This window comes from Micromonospora pallida (genome assembly GCF_900090325.1).
GTDB lineage: Bacteria > Actinomycetota > Actinomycetes > Mycobacteriales > Micromonosporaceae > Micromonospora > Micromonospora pallida.
Window position 1 is genome coordinate 3,291,407 of record NZ_FMHW01000002.1, and the last position, 19,480, is coordinate 3,310,886.

General features: G+C 70.0%; 7 protein-coding genes and 1 pseudogene. 4 read left to right on the forward strand and 4 right to left on the reverse strand.

Features of this window, described 5'->3' with window-relative positions:
- Positions 1-269: 269 nt before the first annotated feature.
- The 3 genes from GA0074692_RS13170 (at position 270) to GA0074692_RS13180 (ending at position 2,263) form a co-directional block, all read left to right on the forward strand.
- The gene (locus tag GA0074692_RS13170) at positions 270-662 is read left to right on the forward strand and encodes a CidA/LrgA family protein (protein ID WP_091644186.1); all 393 of its coding nucleotides are present in this window, start codon (positions 270-272) and stop codon (positions 660-662) included.
- Entirely contained in the window at positions 659-1,378 is a 720-nt protein-coding gene (locus GA0074692_RS13175; protein WP_091644191.1) for an LrgB family protein, read from the forward strand. The genes GA0074692_RS13170 and GA0074692_RS13175 overlap by 4 nt, the downstream gene beginning before the upstream one ends.
- 162 nt (positions 1,379-1,540) lie before the next feature.
- Positions 1,541-2,263, forward strand: coding sequence for a hypothetical protein (locus GA0074692_RS13180; protein ID WP_091644195.1), 723 nt, complete (start codon positions 1,541-1,543; stop codon positions 2,261-2,263).
- Between the two features lie 98 nt (positions 2,264-2,361).
- On the opposite strand, the gene GA0074692_RS13185 is transcribed toward GA0074692_RS13180, so the two are convergent.
- Both GA0074692_RS13185 and GA0074692_RS13190 read right to left on the reverse strand, forming a co-directional pair.
- Entirely contained in the window at positions 2,362-3,147 is a 786-nt protein-coding gene (locus GA0074692_RS13185) for a DeoR/GlpR family DNA-binding transcription regulator (RefSeq protein WP_091644199.1), read from the reverse strand.
- 16 nt (positions 3,148-3,163) lie between these two features.
- Positions 3,164-4,795: an esterase/lipase family protein gene (locus tag GA0074692_RS13190; protein WP_091644202.1), complete on the reverse strand. Its 1,632-nt coding sequence runs from the start codon at positions 4,793-4,795 to the stop codon at positions 3,164-3,166.
- A gap of 68 nt (positions 4,796-4,863) precedes the next feature.
- On the opposite strand from GA0074692_RS13190, the pseudogene GA0074692_RS36920 reads away from it, so the two are divergent.
- Positions 4,864-5,049, forward strand: a pseudogene (locus GA0074692_RS36920) (hypothetical protein); the annotation flags it as partial.
- Positions 5,050-5,072: 23 nt separating this feature from the next.
- Here the strand turns inward: GA0074692_RS36920 and GA0074692_RS13195 are convergent.
- The gene (locus GA0074692_RS13195) at positions 5,073-13,454 is read right to left on the reverse strand and encodes a toxin glutamine deamidase domain-containing protein (protein WP_091644205.1); all 8,382 of its coding nucleotides are present in this window, start codon (positions 13,452-13,454) and stop codon (positions 5,073-5,075) included.
- Positions 13,382-19,462: a toxin glutamine deamidase domain-containing protein gene (locus GA0074692_RS13200; protein WP_141725268.1), complete on the reverse strand. Its 6,081-nt coding sequence runs from the start codon at positions 19,460-19,462 to the stop codon at positions 13,382-13,384. Before GA0074692_RS13200 ends, GA0074692_RS13195 begins: the two co-directional genes overlap by 73 nt.
- Positions 19,463-19,480: the final 18 nt, after the last annotated feature.

Consider the following 19,480-nt stretch of genomic DNA (forward strand, 5'->3'; position numbering starts at 1 on the left):
TCGCGTACGTGGGACGCGCCGGGCACGCATCCGGGTGGCGTCGATGACACGGAGACCACCGACAAGAAGGCTGATGCGATGACCGAACTGATCGAGATGTCGCCCCCGGGCATTCACCCCGCTCGCCCAGGGCGGGATCCTGGCGAACGGTCACGCCCGCCGTGCGACGCCGAGCCGGGGAGCCTCGCCCGGATCTCCGGGGCCCGCCCAGGTACCGCGCCGAACGCCGTCGACGCCGACGGACCCGAAGCGTCGACCGAGGTACGGCGATGAGTCAGGACCCCCCGGCCGGGCCGGCGCCGGTCACGCGCGGGCTGCTGGGGTTCACGATTCTCTATGGCCTCTACGCGCTGGGAACGCTGGCCACGTCGCTCATCGGCTGGTCCGTGCCCGGAGCAGTGATCGGCCTGGTCATGCTGCTCGCGATGCTCCAGACACCCTGGGGCGCCCACATCGAGCAATGGGTCGGCGGAGTCGGCACGATCCTCGTCGGCCTGCTTCCGTTCCTGCTCGTCCCGGTCGCCGCAGGCATCGTCACCGAGGCCGACGCCCTGGCCGCAGAGTGGGTCGGCAGCGCTGTCACGGTCATGGCTGGCTGGTTCGTCGCCATCCTCGTCACCACGCTGGTCGCGCGGTGGTCGCTTGGGCGTGGACGGCGATGACGGACATACCCGCCGACGCTTCGCTGCTGGGCGTCATGACGACTCTCGTCGCGTGGACGCTCGCCGAGACCTTCGCTCGGGCGTTTCCCGTGACCCGGCGATTCGTGCCCCCGATCCTCGTGGCGGTGGCCCTCGTCGCGCTGTTCCTGACGTGCACGCACCTCCCCTACGCGCAGTACGCGAAAGCGTCCGAGCCGATCTCGTTCCTTCTCGGTCCAGCGGTCGTCGCGCTCGCGCTACCCATCCACCGTCACCGGAGGGAGGTGGCGGCCAGCCTGCCGGGGCTCCTGGCCGCATCCATCACCGGGATCTGTGCCGCCGTCGCCGCGTCGTTCGTGATCGCGGTGACGCTACGTGCCGACCCGAACATGCTCGTCGCGCTCCTGACGACCCAGGCGACGTCACCGGTGGCAACCGCCGTGGCAGGCAGCCTGGGCGGGCCGGCGAGCCTGGCGGCGGTCCTCGCGATCATCAGCGGAATCCTGGGCGCGGTCGCCGGACCGGCCCTGTTCCGTGCCTTCCGGATCACCGACCCCCGTGTGCGCGGTCTTGCGCTGGGGATTTCGTCACACGCGATCGGGACCAGCCGCGCGTTCGACATGGACGCCGAAACCGGCACCTACGCAGCGATCGGCATGGCATTCGGCGCAGTGCTGGTCCCGGTGATCATCACCCTCGTCGCGGCGATACCCTGGCTTGCGACCTTCCTCCCGTAGCGGCTCAGGCCCCGCGCCGCTGCCCGGGCGAAGCTCAGCGCTACGGAGCCCTCACGGCCACCTTCGACACCATCAGCTACGCCAGACAACGTAGCGTGACGGCGAGTTAAGTTTCGCTTATCGGGCTGTGGATCAACGAGGAAAGCTCAGTACCTTGCCCGAATGCGACACATCAAGACCGCGATCGCCGCGCTCATCTTGGGTCCGCTGGCCTGGGTCCTGCTCGCCGCCGGGCAGGGCCGGTCCCTGCGGGTGTTCGAGGATGCACAGGAAAACGGTGGCGTGCTCGATCCCCACGCTCTGCTGAAGCCGTTGCTGGTGCTGGCAGCCGCTGGCCTTCTCCTCGGGCTTCTCGCGACCGTCCGGATCTCCCCGCTCGGCTCAGTGCTGATCGGCCTGGGGTACTCGGCCAGCTACGCAGGTCTGCTCTTCAGCCCGGCACGGGTGCTGGACCTACTCAGTCACAAGCTGAGCGTGGCGGGTTACCAGATCGACGTACTCACCCCCGTACGGACCGGGACGACGCTGTTGCTGGGCTCGCTGCTCCTGGTCGGGGTAGCCAGTGTCCAGCGGTGGCGGCGCTGGCCGCAGTCGGACGCCGATGAGCCGACAGCCGATGTCCCAGCCAATACCATTCCGCCGGTGTCAGAACGGGACCGCCCGCTCGACGCGGATGGATTCCGCCCGCTCGACGCCGACCGGCTCGGCTCGCCCAAACAGGCTGAGAATCCGACGAAGCCGGGTATAGCCGACGAACCGGAGCCAGCGATGGCCCACGGCCCACGCTGGATCGATTCGCTGCGCAGCGATTCCACGGGCGAGCCCTGGCAGTCGGACGCGACGCGCTGGCAGACCCCGCCGCAGAGGAAGGGCTACCCGAACTGACCGAGAAGCCCACGTCAACTGTGGGTCGAAGAGATCACCCCCGAGGAAGGATCACGCCGCACACCATCCACCGATATCAGATGGAGAGACATGGAACGTCAGTTGATGCGGTGTCCGTCGGGATCGACGATGACCACCTCGATGCCGTTGGCGGTGAAGGCCGCGATCACAGCGGAATCCGCCTGGTGGTCGGTGACGAGGGTCCACTTGCGCGACAGCGGAGCCCAGGCGTGGAATGGTTGGCGGAGAAGCTTTCCCGCGTGCACGAGGACGTAGACCTGTTCGGCGCGGCGCGTCATCAGCTCCTTGAGCCGGGTCTGCTGCAGATCCGCTTCGCAGATCCCGCCGTCGGGAGTGACCCCGTCGGCACCGAGGAAGGCGCGGTCGAAGGTCGACTTCTCCAGTGCCGCCTCGGCCAGCGGGCCGACGAATCCCTGGCTGAGATGCCGTAGCGTCCCACCCAGGCATTCGACGTGCACGGCGTCCACGTCGGCGAGCTCCTGAAGGGCCGTGAGGCCGGTGGTCGCCACGGTCAGCGCGGTTGCCGAACGCAACTCGTGGGCGAGCGCACCCACGGTCGACCCGGCGTCGAGCAGGACGGTCTCGCCGGGGCGAATCTGCGCCGCGGCCCAACGGGCAATGCCCCGCTTCGCCTCGAACGCCTCGCCCGTACGTTGCCGCAGTGACGCCTCGGGATGCGCGTTGGGGGCGATGGCTCCACCCAGGGTGCGGGTCAGCCGTCCCTGGGAGGTCAGCAGGGCGAGGTCGCGGCGAATCGTCGAGGCCGTCACGTCGAACGTGCCGGCCAGCTCCTCCACAGTGGCCAGACCCGTGGTCATGGCCAGTCGTACGATCTCGTCGCGTCGAGCTCGTAGGCGGTCGATCGCAGCAGACCCTTGCTCACCGGACCGCGCGACAGATCCGGGCCGCTGAGAACGCTGGTCCGGGTGGTGCTTTGGAACGCCACACCGGGTTCACATTGACCGTCAGAAGGGGTGCTTGCCAGGCTGCCCCGAGCCGCTGTATCAGGCCGTACTCGCTACTGATATGCCTGAAATTCGCTCCGGCGAGAAAGTCGATCACCTTGTCGTGGACCATCCGCCGGCCAAGTAACTCGACGTGGAGGGACGGCACCTCGACCACGGGGATCTCGGTGAACCGACCTGGTGTGGACTCCGCCGCGGTGACGGTCGGCAGGAAGGCGACCACTCGCACGCCTGGAATCGGACACATGGTCTGGAAGCGATAGAACGGCGCGTCTTCTAACAGTGAGCGGACGAATGGCTCGTCTGGCTGGTCGTCGGTTCCGGAACCCAGGTTCGCGAGTGTGTACATGCCGCGTAGCAGCCAGCCGGTGGCTACTCCATAGCCGGAGTCGGCGGCCGATGGCGGATAGTACGCCCGGCCGGTGCGGACCAGCGGGCTGAGCATCAGCAGCGCTGCTACCGCTGGCTTCGGGCTTCGCAGGTAGGTGCGGGCCACCATCGCCCCCTCGCTCTCCCCGACCAGGGCGATCGGCCGGCCGGTCCGCCGGTGTACGGCCTCGACCTGCGCGGCGAGCATCTGCGCGCTGGACTCCAAGGACTGGTGGGTGGCGTTCGACCGGTACGGCAGCGGACGGCCACCCGAGTCCAGGCCGTTGTACGAGAATCGCTCCACGTTCGGATCCGCCGAGGGTCGGCCATCGTACGCGGAATTGTGTCCGGCCAGCAGGATCACCGCATAGGGCACCCGCTGGGGTAGCGGCTGGGTGAAGATCGGTGGCGAGAACGTGTTCGTCTCGCCGTCGCGCTGGGTGAGCGCCTGCGCCACCAGCGGGATGGCCAGGGTCAGCACCACGACGATCGGTACCACCGGCACCCGCCGCAACCGCACGTGGGAGGGGAGCACGGCCGCCCGCACGGTCCGGTTCCACATCAGGCCGTTGACCATCCCGACGGCCACCGCGACGGCCGGTGTCCACGCCTCATCCGCGCTCCACACCAGTCCCCCGGCGACGGTGATGACCACGAAGTTGAGCAACGACCAGCCGAACAGCTCCGCCGTTGGCAGGCCACGCCACCAGCCCGCACCCACCGCCATCCGCTGCAGGAACGGGGCCAACATCACCATGGGGATCAGCGAGGCGAACAGAACCCAGGACAGCGACACCACCGACGCGGCCACCGCGAGCGCAGCGAACGGCGCGACGATGGCAGCCGTCAACGCCGCTACGCCGAGATTGCGCAGCAGCAGGGTCCGCCGTGATGGCCGGGGCCTCCTGGCCGGCCAGGACAGACCGACCAACACTGCGGACAGCGCCCCGCGCACCATGATCGCCCCCACCAGCCCGAGCCCGAAGACCCACCAGGAGTTGTGGTAGACCAACAGCCAGCGCATGTCGTGGTAGGAGTCATACGGCCAGACCGCCGTGCTCTGCCCGATCAATCCCTCCGCCTGCCGGAAGCCGATCAACACCAGTACGAGGGACTCGGCCAGCGGGACGACGGCGGCGACCCCAAGCAGTGCAAACAGGCGCCAACGGCTCAGCACCCCTCCTCCTTCAAGCAGGCGAGGCTTCGCGCCAATTCTTCCGCGTTCCCGATCTCGATGAGGACGCTTTGGTCAGACCCGTCCGTCACGCCGCAATACAACAGGTAGGTGAGATCACCGATCACCTGGGGCACGACAAGGGCGACCCGGTGCGGATCGAGGTGCCCCGCGACCGTGATGGCAGCGAGGTGTATGGCGCGGACGTGTCGCGGCAGACGATCTCCACGATCACCGGCAAGGTCGTCGAGGGCATGACGGCGGACCGGTCGGGGGTGGGTCACCGGACCGCCGGTGCCTGCTCGCGCATCACGTAGAGGCCCTTCTGCACGTCGACGAGCAGGGTGCCGTACGGACCGTAGATGACCGCTGTGACGTCGTAGCGGTACTGATGGAACGTCCGCTTCGCCTCCACGTTGCGCTCGTTCACCTCGCTCATCTCGGCCGCGTGGGCCTCACCGTCCTCGCGACCGACGCCGAAGCCGTCGCCGTTCCAGCCGAGCTTCTTGATGTCGCCGGTGGGATCGCCGGTCTGCGGGCCGAACGAGAACCCCCAGCCCGAGGAGGAATCACCCTTGTTGATCGGGCCCGCCTCGTTCTGCTGGTATCGCCGGGCCTTCTGCTCGAAGGCCAGCGGCCGGCCGTCCTTGTCGACGTAGAACTCCGCCCGCCGGATGTCCAGCCCGAGGGTGACGCCGGCGCCCGGAACCTGGTAGCGGTGTTCGAGCAGCGGCACGAGACGCGATCGCAGCATCATCTCGGACGCATGGTGCGCCATCAGGCGGTCGAAGTCGCTGCCCCCGTGCACGCCCGGCACCCGCCAGGCGCCGTCGGCGCCCAGGTCCAGGCCCTGCCGCAGCCGCGGCGGTCGGGTGGTCAGCGCCGCCCAGCGTTCGAACTCCCGGGCCACCCGGTTCAGCCGCCACGGATGGAGGTCGCGGTCACCGACCAGGTCGTCGTTCAACCGGGGCCGGGTGGCGCGGGGTTCCGCCCACCGGGGTGTCGGCCGGCCGTCGCCGGTCGGGGCCGGGGCCGGGGCTGGCCCCTGCCAACTCCCCGGCTGTTCGGCCGTCGGCCGGGTCAGGTATCGCGGCACGATGAGCCGGACGTCCCCGGCGACCTGGACCTGCTCCTGCCAGCCGATCCCGGGCAGGTTGTCCCAGAGGTCGCGGACCGACCGTTCCAGGTTCGGCTGCCAGAGGCCGGCGAGCCAGGCGCTCCCGAACAGCACGTTGCGCACCGAGTCGAGCACGTACGTGACCGCCTGGGGCATCTCCGTGGTCAGCGTCATGTCGATGGTGAAGTCCAACGGGTACTCGACCTCGTGCGACTTCTTGGGTCCGGTCCGGAAGATGTCCTTGGACTCGGACTGCGTGCCGCGTTCACTGGACTCCGCGCTCTCCCGCCCGTAGTCACCGTGCCCGCCGAGGACGCTGCCCTCGTCGTTCCACGCGCCCCGACCGGAGAAGTTGACGAGCCCACCCCACGACGATCCGGAGGTTTCCGTGTTGGACTGGGCGTCGTGCGTCTCCCCCCGCAGGGTGAGGCTGACCTGCTCTCGCGGGCGGTCGCTCGACTGCGCGTCGGACGGGTTGGCGCTGACCCGCACCCACAGGTACTGGGTGGTGTGATAGGGCGTGGGCACCGGGAACCAGCCGTACACACCCTGGCCGGACAGCGGAAGGTACTGCGGCTCCAGGTTGCGGGAGGAGAATCGCTTTACCAGCGCGCGCCGCAGGTGGTCGGGGATACTCTCGCCGGAGGCGAACAGGCCACGCTGCCGCAGCCGTCGCAGGATCGTGTCCAGCACCGCGTTGGCCCGCAACCGCTCGGGGTGCCCCACGGCGGGCAACAGCTCAGGGTCGATGATCTCGCGCGACGACGCCGGGTCGGCTGCCTGCGTCCGGGGACGGTACAGCCCCAGATCCTCGGCCGCGCGATCGGTCGCCAGGAGATCCACCGCGTCGTCGGCGTCCAGGTAGACGGGAGCGGTGGCCGTGGTCTCGCCGCCCCTGGTACGCAGGGCGGTGACCTCGAAGACCACCCGGCCGTGATAGGCGTGGACGACGTCGTTGTAGGTGGCCCGGGTGATGTCGATGGCGCCGTAGTCCCTGCCGTCCGAGCCACCGAACGACACCCCACCCTCGACGTACAGGCCGCCGCCGACACGGCCGCGCTCGCGCGCCTTGTCCGAGTCGACGCTGTCCGAGTCGACGCTGTCCGGGCCGCTCTTCTTCGCGGTGGCCGCGTGGTTGAGGTACTGGCCCCCGACGCCGGCCTTGCCGCCGAGGCTGAGTTCGTTGCTCGTCCCGGAGGCATGGCTGATCGCCGACTGCCGGTACTGTTCGAGTTCGACACCGTCCGCGCTGTCGATGCCGTCGCTGCTGTACTGGTACGTCAGGCCCGCCGCGAAGAACCGCTCCCGGATCCGGACGGCCTGCTGGTACCCGTCGTGGGCGGGCAGTTGCAGCTCCCACCCGTGCTCCTCGACCGCCTCCGGGAACCCGCCGGCCAGTTCGGAGCCGGCACCGAGATCGAAGATCGTGTCGGGCCAGTTCATCGGCTCGTCGAACCACTCGTCGGGCAGGCCGTTCACCTGCTGGTACAGCCGCGCCGCAGTGGCGGGCAGCTCGGGCACGTACCGGAAGGCCGCGTACATGCCGGCGCTGCCCTGGACGTCCAACGGCAGGTGCGGCGGCCGGCCGGCCGGTGCCCACGCGGAGTCGGGTCGCGGGCTCGTACGGGTCACGCCCGCGGCGTCGAGCTGCGCCGTCGTGACGGCCCGCTCCTCGCCGGTGCGCGGATCACGCGGCACGTGCTCGACCGGCACCGCGATGTGGGTCGCCACCTCGGCGCCGTGTCCGGTGTCGACCAGCCAGGTCTCGCGGGGTCCCCAGCCGCTCTCCGTCTGCTCACGGATCACGACCTCGAACACCGTACGGTAGCGGTGGTCGACGACGTCGCCGACGGTCTCGGTCCGGCGGTACTCCTGCACCACCTGGCTGAGCTCGTGCTCCTTCGACCGGGTGTGCTCCGCTGTCACGCCGAGCCGGGGGAAGAACACCCTCCCCTGGTGTTCCGTCCCGCTCTCCGGCGTCTGCCCGTTCCGGTCGGACTGCTCGACGGTGCCCACCGGGTTGGACACCCGACCGCCCAACCGGCCGCTGAGGCTGCCCTCGGTCGACCGGGAGGCCGACGTGGTGGCTCCGGTCAGCGCACGGGCGTTCACCGTCATCGGGTATTCCGGACTGTCCAGCAGTTCCCTCCGGTGCTCGGTCACCAGGATCTGGTACCGCTCACCGCCGACCCGCACGGTGAACTTCTTTCCGGCCTGCGTCCGCGTCGGATCGGCCTCCATCGCGGCCCGACCCACCTTCGCCAGGACGGTGCGGCGCGCCACCGCGCCGATGTCGGCGCGCCCCGACTTCTGTCGCAGCACCGACTCCACCAGGTCGGCGACCTGTTCCGCCCCGGGCATGTTCGCCGCGATCCCCAGACCCTGGCCACGCCGCATCGCCAGCGCCAGCGGCTCGCGCGCCGCCGGGCCGGCGGGAGGCACGTACGCCTGCCGCGCCTGCGGCGCCCGGAGCACGCGCGGCGACAACCGGACGGCCACCTCGTCCGCCGGTGTCGGAGCCGGTACCGGGGTCGCGGCGGCCGGCGTGATCACCGCCCGCGGCCGCCCGGTACCCGGCCCACCGAACTCCGGGGTGAAGACCGTCCCGAAGACGCTGCGCTCGAACTGCTGCGCCTCGCTCACCGGCACGCCCAGCTCCGCGACCACCCGCCGGGTCACCGGCGCCACCGGAGAATCGCCGTGCGTGGTCACCGTGAGGTCGAACACCACCCGGTAACGCGCCTGGTCCTCCCTACGGTTCAGCACCGTGTGGTTCAGGGCCTTGCCCCCCACCTCCAGCGCGGACTCGCGTTCGGACTCGCCGCCGAAGCCGAACGAGAAGGCACCGCCCGTCCGGTCGGCGGCCTCCTCCCGACCACCCGGGTCGGCCGGCGCGTGGGTCAGTCCGAGGACCACCGCGTCCACGTCGACGCCGGCGCCGCTCGTGTCCGACACCTCCTCGCCGGAGGTCGCGATCACCCCGAGGTCGTCCCGTACCGTGACGCCCTCGGTGATCCCCGCCAGCTGCAACTCCCGGATGACCGCCTTCGTGTCGACGTAGCCGCGGAACCTGCCGACCGTGAGTCGCTCGTCGATCGTGTCCGTCATGTCCCCGTTCGACAGCACCCAGCGACTACGGTTGCGGGTCGTCCGCTCGTTGAGCAGTTGGCGGGTGGCCTTCGCGGCGACGCCCGCCGCGGTGTCGGCCGGCAGGGCGGCCGTCAGTGCCTGGTGCCAGCCGGTCACGAGTGGGGTCAGGTCGATCGCGTTGAGCACGTCCCGGGCCTGCGACGTCGACCGTGCCGGTGACCCGGGTGGCGACGGCGCGAGCCGGGCTGCCGGGTTCGGCGCGGCGCTGCCGTTGGCGTACAGGGTGGGCAGGGAGATGTCGAGGAGGCCGGTCTCGGCCGGCACCGACGGCCGTCCCCACTCGATGCCGTTCACGAAGACCTGGAAGGACACTCCGCTGGTGAACGACGTCGACTGGGTCACGAACATCTTCCGGCCCCAGATGACCCGGGTCTCCCGGGACATCGCCTGCTGGCGCTCGCTCTTGATCGACACGGACGGGAGGTTCGCGATCAACCTGGACGCGTGCCCGGTCGAGATGTCGAAGGTCTCCTCCAGCCCACCGTCGGTCTTCCGCCCGCTGGACACGGACGTGTCGTTGCCGACCTTGGTCGAGCCGAACGAGACCCCGTACACCCGCGCGCCTCCGGCGTTCCCGGCGGGCGCCGGTCGCGGACCGTACGGCACGGGATGGATCCACACCAGTCGCCCGCCCGCGCTGAGGGTCTCTCCGGAGAACAGCACCTGCTCCCAGCGCTCACGGTGTTCCTCGACGGCGCGGGAATCCCCCGGATCCGGTGCCGTCAGCAGCCTGTGCAGCGCGGCCGACACCCGCGCGCGGACGGCTGCCTCCTGGTGGGCGCTGCCCAGGTCCAGCCGGTCGGTCGTGCCCATCTCGATGTCGTCGGCGCCCCCGGTCGGCCACCCGGACGGCAGGTCGTCCATCAACTGCGCGACGGTCTCCGTCACCTGCTGCGGCGTCAGGTGCCGCACCGCCGAGACGCTCAGCTCACCGAGGGCACCGGCGGCGAAGTACCACGGCGTCGCCGGCTCGACGTCCCTGGCCGTCCCGGTGGCCGCAGCCCGAGCCACGTCGGCTCGATCCCGCTCCCCGACCGCACGCTCCCAGGTCGTACGCGCAGCGGACACCGCACTCCGGGCGCGGTCGAGCCGCCCCTGGTGGTGGGCGACGTCCTGCGCCAACCGGGTCCGTTCCGCCGCACGCGCCGCCGCGTCGACCGCGTCCCTCAGCTCGGCCTGACGCCACGTCTCCGCTTGGCGCTCCGCGTTGTCGGCGTGCTCCCGCTCCGCCTCGACGCGCTCGCGTTCCTCCTCGACCGCACGCAGGTCGGCCCGCTGCCACTCGTCCTCCTGCCGCCGCGCGTCCTCGTCCGCCCGGACCCGTTCGGCCTCCGCCCGTTCGGCCTCCCGCCGGCCCTCCGCCCACCGCCGCTGCGCCTGTTCGGCCAACTGGTCGTCGGCACGCTGCTGGTCCTGCCGGGTCCTCGCCGCTCCCTCGGCCAGCTCGCGCTCCCGTGCGCGCCACTGCTCTGCCGCAGCAGCGACCTGCCGTTGCTGCGCACGCTCCGCCGCGAGGTGCTGCTGCCCGGGGTCCCGGTCCGCCAGCTGTCGCTGCGCCTCCTCCGCCGTGGCCCGCGCCTCCTGCTCCTGGCGCCGTTGCTCCTGCCGGTCGGCCTCCGCCTGCGCGGCCTCGCGGACCGCGTTCCGGACCGCCAGCGCCTGCTGCACGCCCTGCCACGTGTCCCACCGCGCCTGCTCGTCCCTCCGGGCCTGCCCGCGTGCCGCCGCCCGCTCGCGTGCCTCCTGACCCGCCACCAGACGCTGCGCCGCCCGGGTGGCTGCCTCCTGCCGGGCCACCTCCCGCTCGCCGGCCCGCTGGGCCGCGAGCTGCTCGGCGGCCTCCCGCGCTGCGTTCCGCTGCCGGATCCGCTCCGCCGCCCGGTCCGCCGCCGCTGCCCCGCCGGCCTGCAACGCCTGTAGGCCGTCCGTCCGCTGCTGTACCGCCGCCCGCCAGTCCGCCTCCCGGCTGGCGGCGTCCTGCTCCAGCGCCTGCCGCGTCCGGTCTGCCGCCCGCACGGCCCGCTCCAGCAGCTGTCGCGTTGTCCCGCGCTGCCGTTCCAGCTCGGCGACCCGGTCCTGGGCCCGGGTGAGCCGTTCCCACGCCGCACGCTCCGCCGCTTGCCCCGCAGCACCGCTGGCCGGCGTCGCATCGACGTTGTTCGGGGTCTGCGCGGCGTTGGTCGGGGTCTGCGGCGCGGGCACCGGTGGCACGGCCGGGCGAGCCTCGACCTGGCGCGCCACGGCCTCCCGCGCCGACGACAGCTCGCTGCGCGCTGCGGCGAGGTCGGTCTCGACGGCAGCGGTCCTGTCCCGGATGCCGGCCAGTTCCCGGGTCAGCCGCTCGACCTCCGGCGTGCCCCCGGCCGGCGTCGCCGCCACGTCGCCACCCTCGACGACGCCGGCCGCCGTGGATGGCGCAGGGGCGCTTCCCTCGCCGGCACCGGCCAGATCCTCCCCTGCCGGACCCGTCGCGGTCGCGTCTTCTCCCGCCGTCGAGGGCGCCTGCGGAACACTCACCCCGTCCGTCGTCGCCACGAACCGCACCCGACCAGGTCGGACGGGCCCCCGGGCCAGCCCACCCCGCTGACCGTCCAGGAACACCACGTTCCCGTCGTCGGTCCGCACCACGTTGACCGCGTGTGAGATCCGGTCACCCTCACCGGTCATGACCACCACACCACGGGCCCCCGGCTCCGCAGCTTTCATCACCTCCACCACCGCCGCGTAGTCAGCCACGTCCACCAACGGCCGACCCGTGTACTGCTGCAACCACGCCACCGGCAGGTACGCCTCCGGCGGCACCTGGTGCCCCACCCCGTCCGCCAACGACATGTCGGTGCCGATCGCCGCCAACACACAGTTCGTCGCGTACTGCTTCCCCCGGTCCCGGTACGGGTTCACCCCACCCAGCCACGGGAACCAGTCCGACACCTCGGTGGGCGACATGTCACTCGGCATCAGCACGTCCTCCGCCGCTCGGCCGGCGATCTCGGCGGACGCGGGACGCGGGAACGGGACTCCGGCCGGCGTCGCGTCCGCCTCGCCGGCGACGCCGGTGCCTGTCGTGGGTGACGTGGTGCTGCTCCCCCCGATCGCGCCGGCCAGATCCTCGGCGTCGACCGGAGCGTCAGGGGCGGCCGGGGGAGGCCATTCCTCCGGTACGGCATCCAGCGTGGGCGAGTAGTCGGATCCGGACAGGCTCGAAGTCGGGTCCTCCGGAAGCGGGCCGAGCTCGGCGTCGGTCGGGTTCAGCGCGGTGTTGCGCCGGGTCGGGGGCACGAGAATGCTGGCGATCGAGCCGGACAGGCTGCCGGTCGCGCTCGTGTTCACGTTCGCGAGGCTGCCCGTGAGATCGACGGACGAGGATTCGCTCCCCGACCACTCCTGGTTGTTCTGCGCGTACTCGAGTACGGCCAGCATCTGGTCCAGTTGGGCCAACGGGTTGTCGGCGGTCTGGCTCTCCAGCGCCATCGACAATTTTCTGGTGAGGCTCTCCGGGCTCTCCATGATCTCGGGTTGGTTCGCGTCCGACACCACGAAGACGTAGTTGCTGTCCTTCCGTTCGATCGGCGGGAGCTCGGGAAGCGAGTCCTGCAGACCGATCCGGTTGTACTCCTCCCGGCGGTAGGTGAGCTGTTCGTAGAGCTGCTGCTGGTGCTCGTTGAACGTTTTCGAGGTCTTGCCCTTTTCGAGCTTCGGGACCCGCTCGTCGTAGGACCCCTGGGACCGGACGACGTATTCGCCCGCCTTCACGATCTTGTTTTTCGTCTTGTCGACGAACTCCCACGCGACGACACGCAGGCCCTCGATCTCGCGCCGGTCGACCTTCTCGAAGAGAATCTTCGCCTCGGTGTTGTGCAGGACGCTCGGTATCATCACCCCCCGGTACACGTGGGCGTCGACCAGGCCGTCGGTGACGGCCACGAGCTGGTGGGAGAACTGTTCCCACATGCGGTTGAACCCGGGCGGGTAATTGAAGAAGCTGCCGGTGCCGAGCATGATGTTGTCGAAGACCTGCCCGCCGGGCGTCGCCTCGAGCATCCGGTTGCCGCTCTGCTCGGTGATCCGTTCGGCGACGGCGGGGCCGATCTTGCCCCACAGGGCGAGCCTCGACCGGAACTGCTGGACGGCTTCTGGGAACTGGGCGTCGAAGTCGCTGTCGTGCTGGTGCTTGAACCACCACTTGGCCGGGACGGAGAAAGCGTGGTTGTCCGCCATCAACTGCGCGAACGGGGCGACCCGGTCGGCGCCGAACCGCTTGACGACCTCAGCGTCGATCTCGTCGTTGGTCCGGCCCTGAGCTTTCAGCCGGAGCTCGAACGTCATCTGTTCCTTGAAGTCCTCGTAGGCATCTCGCAGTTCGCGGTTGTTCCACAGCTTGTCGTAGCGGGACATGCGGAACTCGATCTTGTGCCAGTCTTCCTCGGCCCGCTGGAAGTCGATCGTCGAGCCCTGCGGGGGAGGTCCTCGGACGAGGAACTCTCCGGCGAGGAAATCTGACCGGAGGAATGCTGCAACGCGGGCTCGCCCTCGGCGCCGAGGGTGTCGGGCAGCTCGTCGGGCGACGGCGTGCGGCCCCCATCGTCCGGCACCCGCGATCCCGACGGGGGCCGGGCAGCTTCGTCCATCCCGGCCAGATCCGCATGCTCCGCAACGGTCACGGTCGCGGCGTCTGCCACCCCCGCCGGCGGTCGTGGGACGCCCACGCCGTCGGTGGTCGCCACGAACCGCAACCGGCCAGGCTTCACCGGCCCCCGAGCCAGCCCGCCCCGCTGACCGTCGAGGAACACCACCCTCCCGTCATCGGTGCGCACCACGTTGACCGTGTGTGAGATCCGGTCACCCTCACCGGTCATGACCAGCACACCCCGGGCACCAGGCTCCGCCGCCGCCATCACCTCCACCACCGCGTCGTAGTCGGCCACCTCCACCAACGGCCGACCCTCCGCGTACCGCTGCAACCACGCCACCGGCGACGGCACGTCCGGCGGCACCTGCCAACCCACGCCACCCGCCAACGACATGTCCGTACCGATCGCCGTCAACACACAGTTGGTGTCGAAACCCTCACCACGGCCCGGGTTCACACTGCCCAGCCAGTCGAACCAGACCGACACCTCAGCCGGCGACAGCTGACTCGGGAGCAACACGTCACCGCGTACCGACACGCCAGCCATATCCGGTGGGGGTGGCTGCTGGTGTGGCACGGTCGCCTGGCCGGGCAACTCCCGCGTGACACCGCCGACATCACCGGCCATCATGGTTTCGCTCGAACCCGCGTCCGCCCCTACGGGCAACGACGACCCATCGTCGATGCGCGGACGCTTCGGGCCCCGCCCAGCTGCCCACTCGGCTTCCTTTTTGCGCCGGTCGACCATCCTCTGCCGGTCTTCGAGCTGCTTTATGAGAGCATCGTAATCCGTCGCATCCTTGCTGAAGAGCCGAAAGGCGTATTCGGGCTCGGACTCCGGCTCGCCTTCCCGTCTTGGGACCAACGGCGCCTTGACCACGACGACGACGTCTTCGACGGTCTTGCCATCCTTTCCGGTCGGCCGGAGCCGCTCCCCCACCTCCAAGGTGATCGGCGTCCCAGGGTCGATATTCACCTCCCGCCCGTCCAACGTCCTGCCCGAGTTTCTGCCGCCGAGAGTAAAACCCAGAGGACCAGGCACTCGCCTTTTCCAGTCAATTGTGTCCTCGAAAGACCTCACCCGGGAAAGGGCCCACCAATTCCCGCGTTCCCACAGCGCCCGCTTGCGGAAAAACTCGATGTCGTCGACGGTGGGGGCAGGATTGACCAGTTGCAGATACAGGTCCTGCCCGGTCCCGCTCTTCCCAGCCGGCATTACCACGACCGCGATGGGCTGACCATCCAGGCCATACCCGAGTCGAACAATAACCTCCTCCAGATTATCTGGGATGACAAATGGACTTCCGTCGGCCGCCACTTTGAGGGCTGGGATACGGGCTCTCCGGAGTTTCTCGCCTTCGGAGCCCTTGCCAAAGGAGCGGCTCAATTGGCCCGTTCGATGGTCCAATGGCGTCACGATGTGATAGAGAGCGCTGACCGGCGGCTCGTCGAGTTGCCACGCCTGGCCGTCGACCCGAGCCCGAGCTGTTCTGTCTCTCAGTTCGACCAGCTCGCTGTCAGTAAATTCGCGGTCGATCTTTCGGTAGGCAAATTTTTCGGCGCCGTTGGCCAGGTACGGCATCTTGACAATGCCGACACCCGTCCCGTCGACCGACCCGAAGTCGATATCGACCATGTCGCCCGGTAGGACCATGTGGTCGAGATGAGTGAGTTGCACCTGGTTGCCGCCCAGCCGGATACTCAATCCCGAGTACCTGCCGGCGCGGACGAAGGCGGCGACACGGAGGGTGAACGGGTCTTCGAGTTCCCATCGGTAGCCACCTTCCCAGGTGCCGCCGCCGCTGCTGAGGCCGGTGAGGTACCGGCGGTACACGTCAAGTTCTTCGGCTTGGCGGCGAGGGGAAAATGGGCGTTTACCGATGGCCGCGAGGTCGCGGTCCAATTTGTAACGCAGGAGGGACCGGTGACGCCCGGAGAATTTCTCCTCCGCTGCGGCGATTTCGGCTTTCAGTAGACGGAGCGCCTCGTTGAAAAGGCTATCGCGCTGCTGCTGTTCGGGGTCGTATATCGACCGCCCCCGGTAGCCACTGGCGATGCGGGCGACGATGTCGGCATCGGTCGGGTCACGAGGTTTGAGGATGATGTAACCACCCTTCCACCACACGACGGGCTGTGGGATGGCACCGCCATCGGACGGCGGGCCAATGTCGTCGTACGGGTTGCCGAAAGGATGGTGGACCCGCATCGGCTGGTCCAACCCCTGAGCCAGCACATGGAGAGCGACATGCGCGACTTCGTAACCCGCAGATCGGGCGTTTGCGATCTTGTCGAGCCAGATCCGGTGCAGGGCATCCCGTTGCTGCTCGGACATATTCTCCGGATCCGGATACGGAAGAAGCTCCCTGAACCTCGACGATCCGCCCAGGGCGAGTTCCTCGGCCAGTTGGCGGGCCAGCCATCCGCTCAATCCAGTCTGGGTGGTGACGCCTCTCCTCCCCAACTCATCCCGGTAGGTGTTCAACACCGACTCGTTGAAGACGTAGTTCGGCCTCCGATCAAGCGACGCACGGTCGAAATCGAACACCTCGCGCGCCCACTTGCCAAACGCCGTCTCGGCAGCGACTCCAGCAAGCTTCAGGGATCTGATGGTTGCCGCCACTTCCTTTTCCCAGTCCGGCATCTGCCCACCCGACAGCGACCATCCCGAGCCGGCCGCCGGTGTCCTCAGATCGAGTCCTTCCAGCGGGTCATCCCACAGAGCAAGCTCCGGGTCAAAACCGAACGGGTCACCTTCCGCTGGGCCGGACGGCTGTCCGTCTGCCTCGGAGTCGGCCGGGGGGTGCCATTCCATCGCCGCCGCCCGCCCCGGCAACGAATCGGCGGGCGACTCCGACGCCTCGGAGTTCGAGCCGGGTGACTCCGACCCGGACGGCCCCACCGACCGCGGCGCAACAGTAGAAGCCACGAACGACTCCGCCACCGCCAGAATCTGATCGATCTCCCAACCCGTGAACCCAGGTTCGTGAAGATGATCCTCACCGACCGGCCTGGTCCTCCTCAGGAAATCCCTGGGCGAACCAGTGTGTGGAACCCCAACGAAGTGCTTCAGCTCATGCCCGTAACGACCAGGAGCAAGACCTGCAAGCCAATGGAGCTGATCGATCCGACCCGCCGAACCATCAGCAGAGACCCACACATCATGACTCTCCCGCAGACCAATACCAGCACGACTCAGCCGAACCTTCGTTCGCACCTCCGCCCGTGCCTCCGGACTCACCACCGGGTCGAACACCACCTCGACCCGCGGCCCACCCCCGGACCCCACAGCCCGGTTGGTCTCCACCACCCACTGCTCAACCGCACGCAACGTCCCCACAATGGAGGCACGGTCCACGTCCGCGTCCGGCGCCAACCGAAGGCGGAACGCCACCGCCCCCGACTCACGATGCGCCCAGTAGTCGACGAAGACCCGCTCCCCCGCCTCCTCCCCCGCATCTTCCACCCGGAAAGGACGCACCTCCCCCGGCGTCGGCACCAACCGCAACGGCTCCGGCCCCTGCCAAGTGAACCGATCCGAGAACACATGCGTCATCTCGCCCCAGGGAGGCAGGCTCCCCGAACTCCGATACGACACCCGCCAACCGCCGTCAACCCGCTCCACCGACGGCTCCACACCAGCCGCCCACCCGGAAGACGAGCCACCACCCCAAACCGCACCGCCCCCCGCAGCACCCCACTCAAACGCCGCCGCACCACCCGGCAGCGACACGTCACCGCGTACCGCACCGGCCACGTCCGCCGAAGGGTCCGGCTCGACCGGCGGGGTCGACGTCGACGTGGTCCGCGCTGCCACGTCCACGTGGTGCGCGAGGGCCGACGGGTCACGGGGGCGGTCGGTCCCGTTCGGTGTCAGGACGATGTACCAGATGCCCTCCGGTCCGGCCTCCTCGCCGGCCCGGTCGTTGGCCCAGGTGCCGAGCATCCGCATGCTGCCGGTGTGGATCTGGTTGCGGGCGGGTTCGTACCAGTGCAGTTGCGTGGTGGGCAGGACCACCCCGGCGGCGGCCGTGGACCCGGCCACGGCCAGCACCCGGGCACCGGGGCGCTGATCGGCCGGCAGTTCACGGGTCGGCCGGCTCACGGTGAACCCGAGCCCGGGGACGGCGTCCAGCATGTCGGCGAGCATGTCGGCGCGGTACTGCGGGATGTACGCCAGCCAGGCGGCGGCCACGGCGTCCGGGCGGCCGGTCTCCACCGGTCCGGCCGGCGGGGTGCTGGTGGGCTCCGGCCAGGCCGTGGTGTCCAGGCCGTCGGCCAATGCTCGTAGGCCGGCGGTGTCGACCGGCGGGACGGCCTGGGTGACCCACCGGTGGGCCAGGTATCCCTGGTGTCGGTTCAGGTTCTCCACCAGGGCGGTCACCGCCGTGGCGAAGTCCTGCCGCGACTCGATCTCCGCCTCGTGCAGGATCTCCAGCCGGGAGTACACGTCGGACCGGCCCCGGTGGGCGGCGAGGTCGTCCTGGACGCGCTGCGGCAGCCGCCGTACGGCGTCGTCGAGGCTCTCCGGGCGGCCGGTGATGTCCAGCCGCACCACCTCTCCACCCGGGTAGGCGAGGTACGGCGGCTCGGCGCGGGTGCCGCCGTCGACCCGCAGTTCGACCGGGACCGTCAGGCTCGCGGCGAGGTCCCGGGCCAGTTGTACCCGGTCCAGTTCGTGTACGGGGGTCTCGTCCGCCGGGGCGGTCGCGGCGTTGTCGGCCTGCCGGGTCGGGTCGGTGCTCAGCACCACGCGCGCCGGGACGGTGCCGTCGTGCCGGGCGCGCACCGTGTGTTCCAGTTCCTGGCCGACGGACCGACCGTGGCCGGAGCGGGCGATCTCGGCCAACGCCGTGTCCACGTTCACGACCGGGGTGCCGCGCGGGACCGCTGGGACCGGCAACGCCATCGCGTCCACCTGCTGTTGGGCCGCGTCCCGGGCGTCCTCGCGGGCCGTCCTGGCCTCGTCGAGCATCCGTACCGTGTTGGCGTGCGCCTGCGCCGAGACGTCGCGGGCCCGGAACTCCTCGCTCGCGGTCTCGACCTGCCGGCGCAGATCCGGCAGCTCCGCGCGGACCCGGTCGAGATCCTGTCCGGCGTCCCGGAGGTCTCCGGTGGCCTTCTCCAGCGCCGTCCGGGCCACGTCCAGTTCCCGCCGCGCCTGGTCAAGCTCTGCCTGGGCGGCGGCCAGCCGTGACTCGTCCTGGCTGGTGGCGGGGTCGTCGACGGTCTGCCGGGCCGCTGACTCCAGCCTCTCCCGTCGCGTCACCTCCGCTTCGAGTTCCGGCATCGCCCGGTCGAGGTGGTCGATGTTCTCCTCGAGCCGGGCCCGTTCGCCTTCGGCCCGGGTCAGCGCGGTCCTGGCGGCGTCGAGCGACGCCTCCGCGGCCTCCCGGGCACCCTGGGCGTCGCGTTCGTCCCGGCGGGCCTGGTCGAGGTCGTCGACGGTGCGCTGGAGTTCCTGGGTGGCCTGCTGGAGGCGCTCCCGCGTCACCTGCCGCACCCGGGCCACCTCGGCGTCCGAAGCGTCCGAAGCGTCCGGGACCGGATCGGGATCCGGTGCCGTGGTGAACAGCCGGTCGGCGAGGTGACGCAGTGCCGGCCCACGGGTGCCGGTGGCGTTGTCAGCGAGGTGGCGGATCGTCTCGGCCCACTGGTGCCGCTGCGGCGCGGAGAGGGTCTGACGCGCGTCCTGCACCAGCGTGGTGACGGCGGCATCGGCGATGTTCAGGCCGGCGAGCGCGTCGGCGGTCAGGTGCAGGATCGCCGCGTCCACGGCGTCGACCGGACCGTC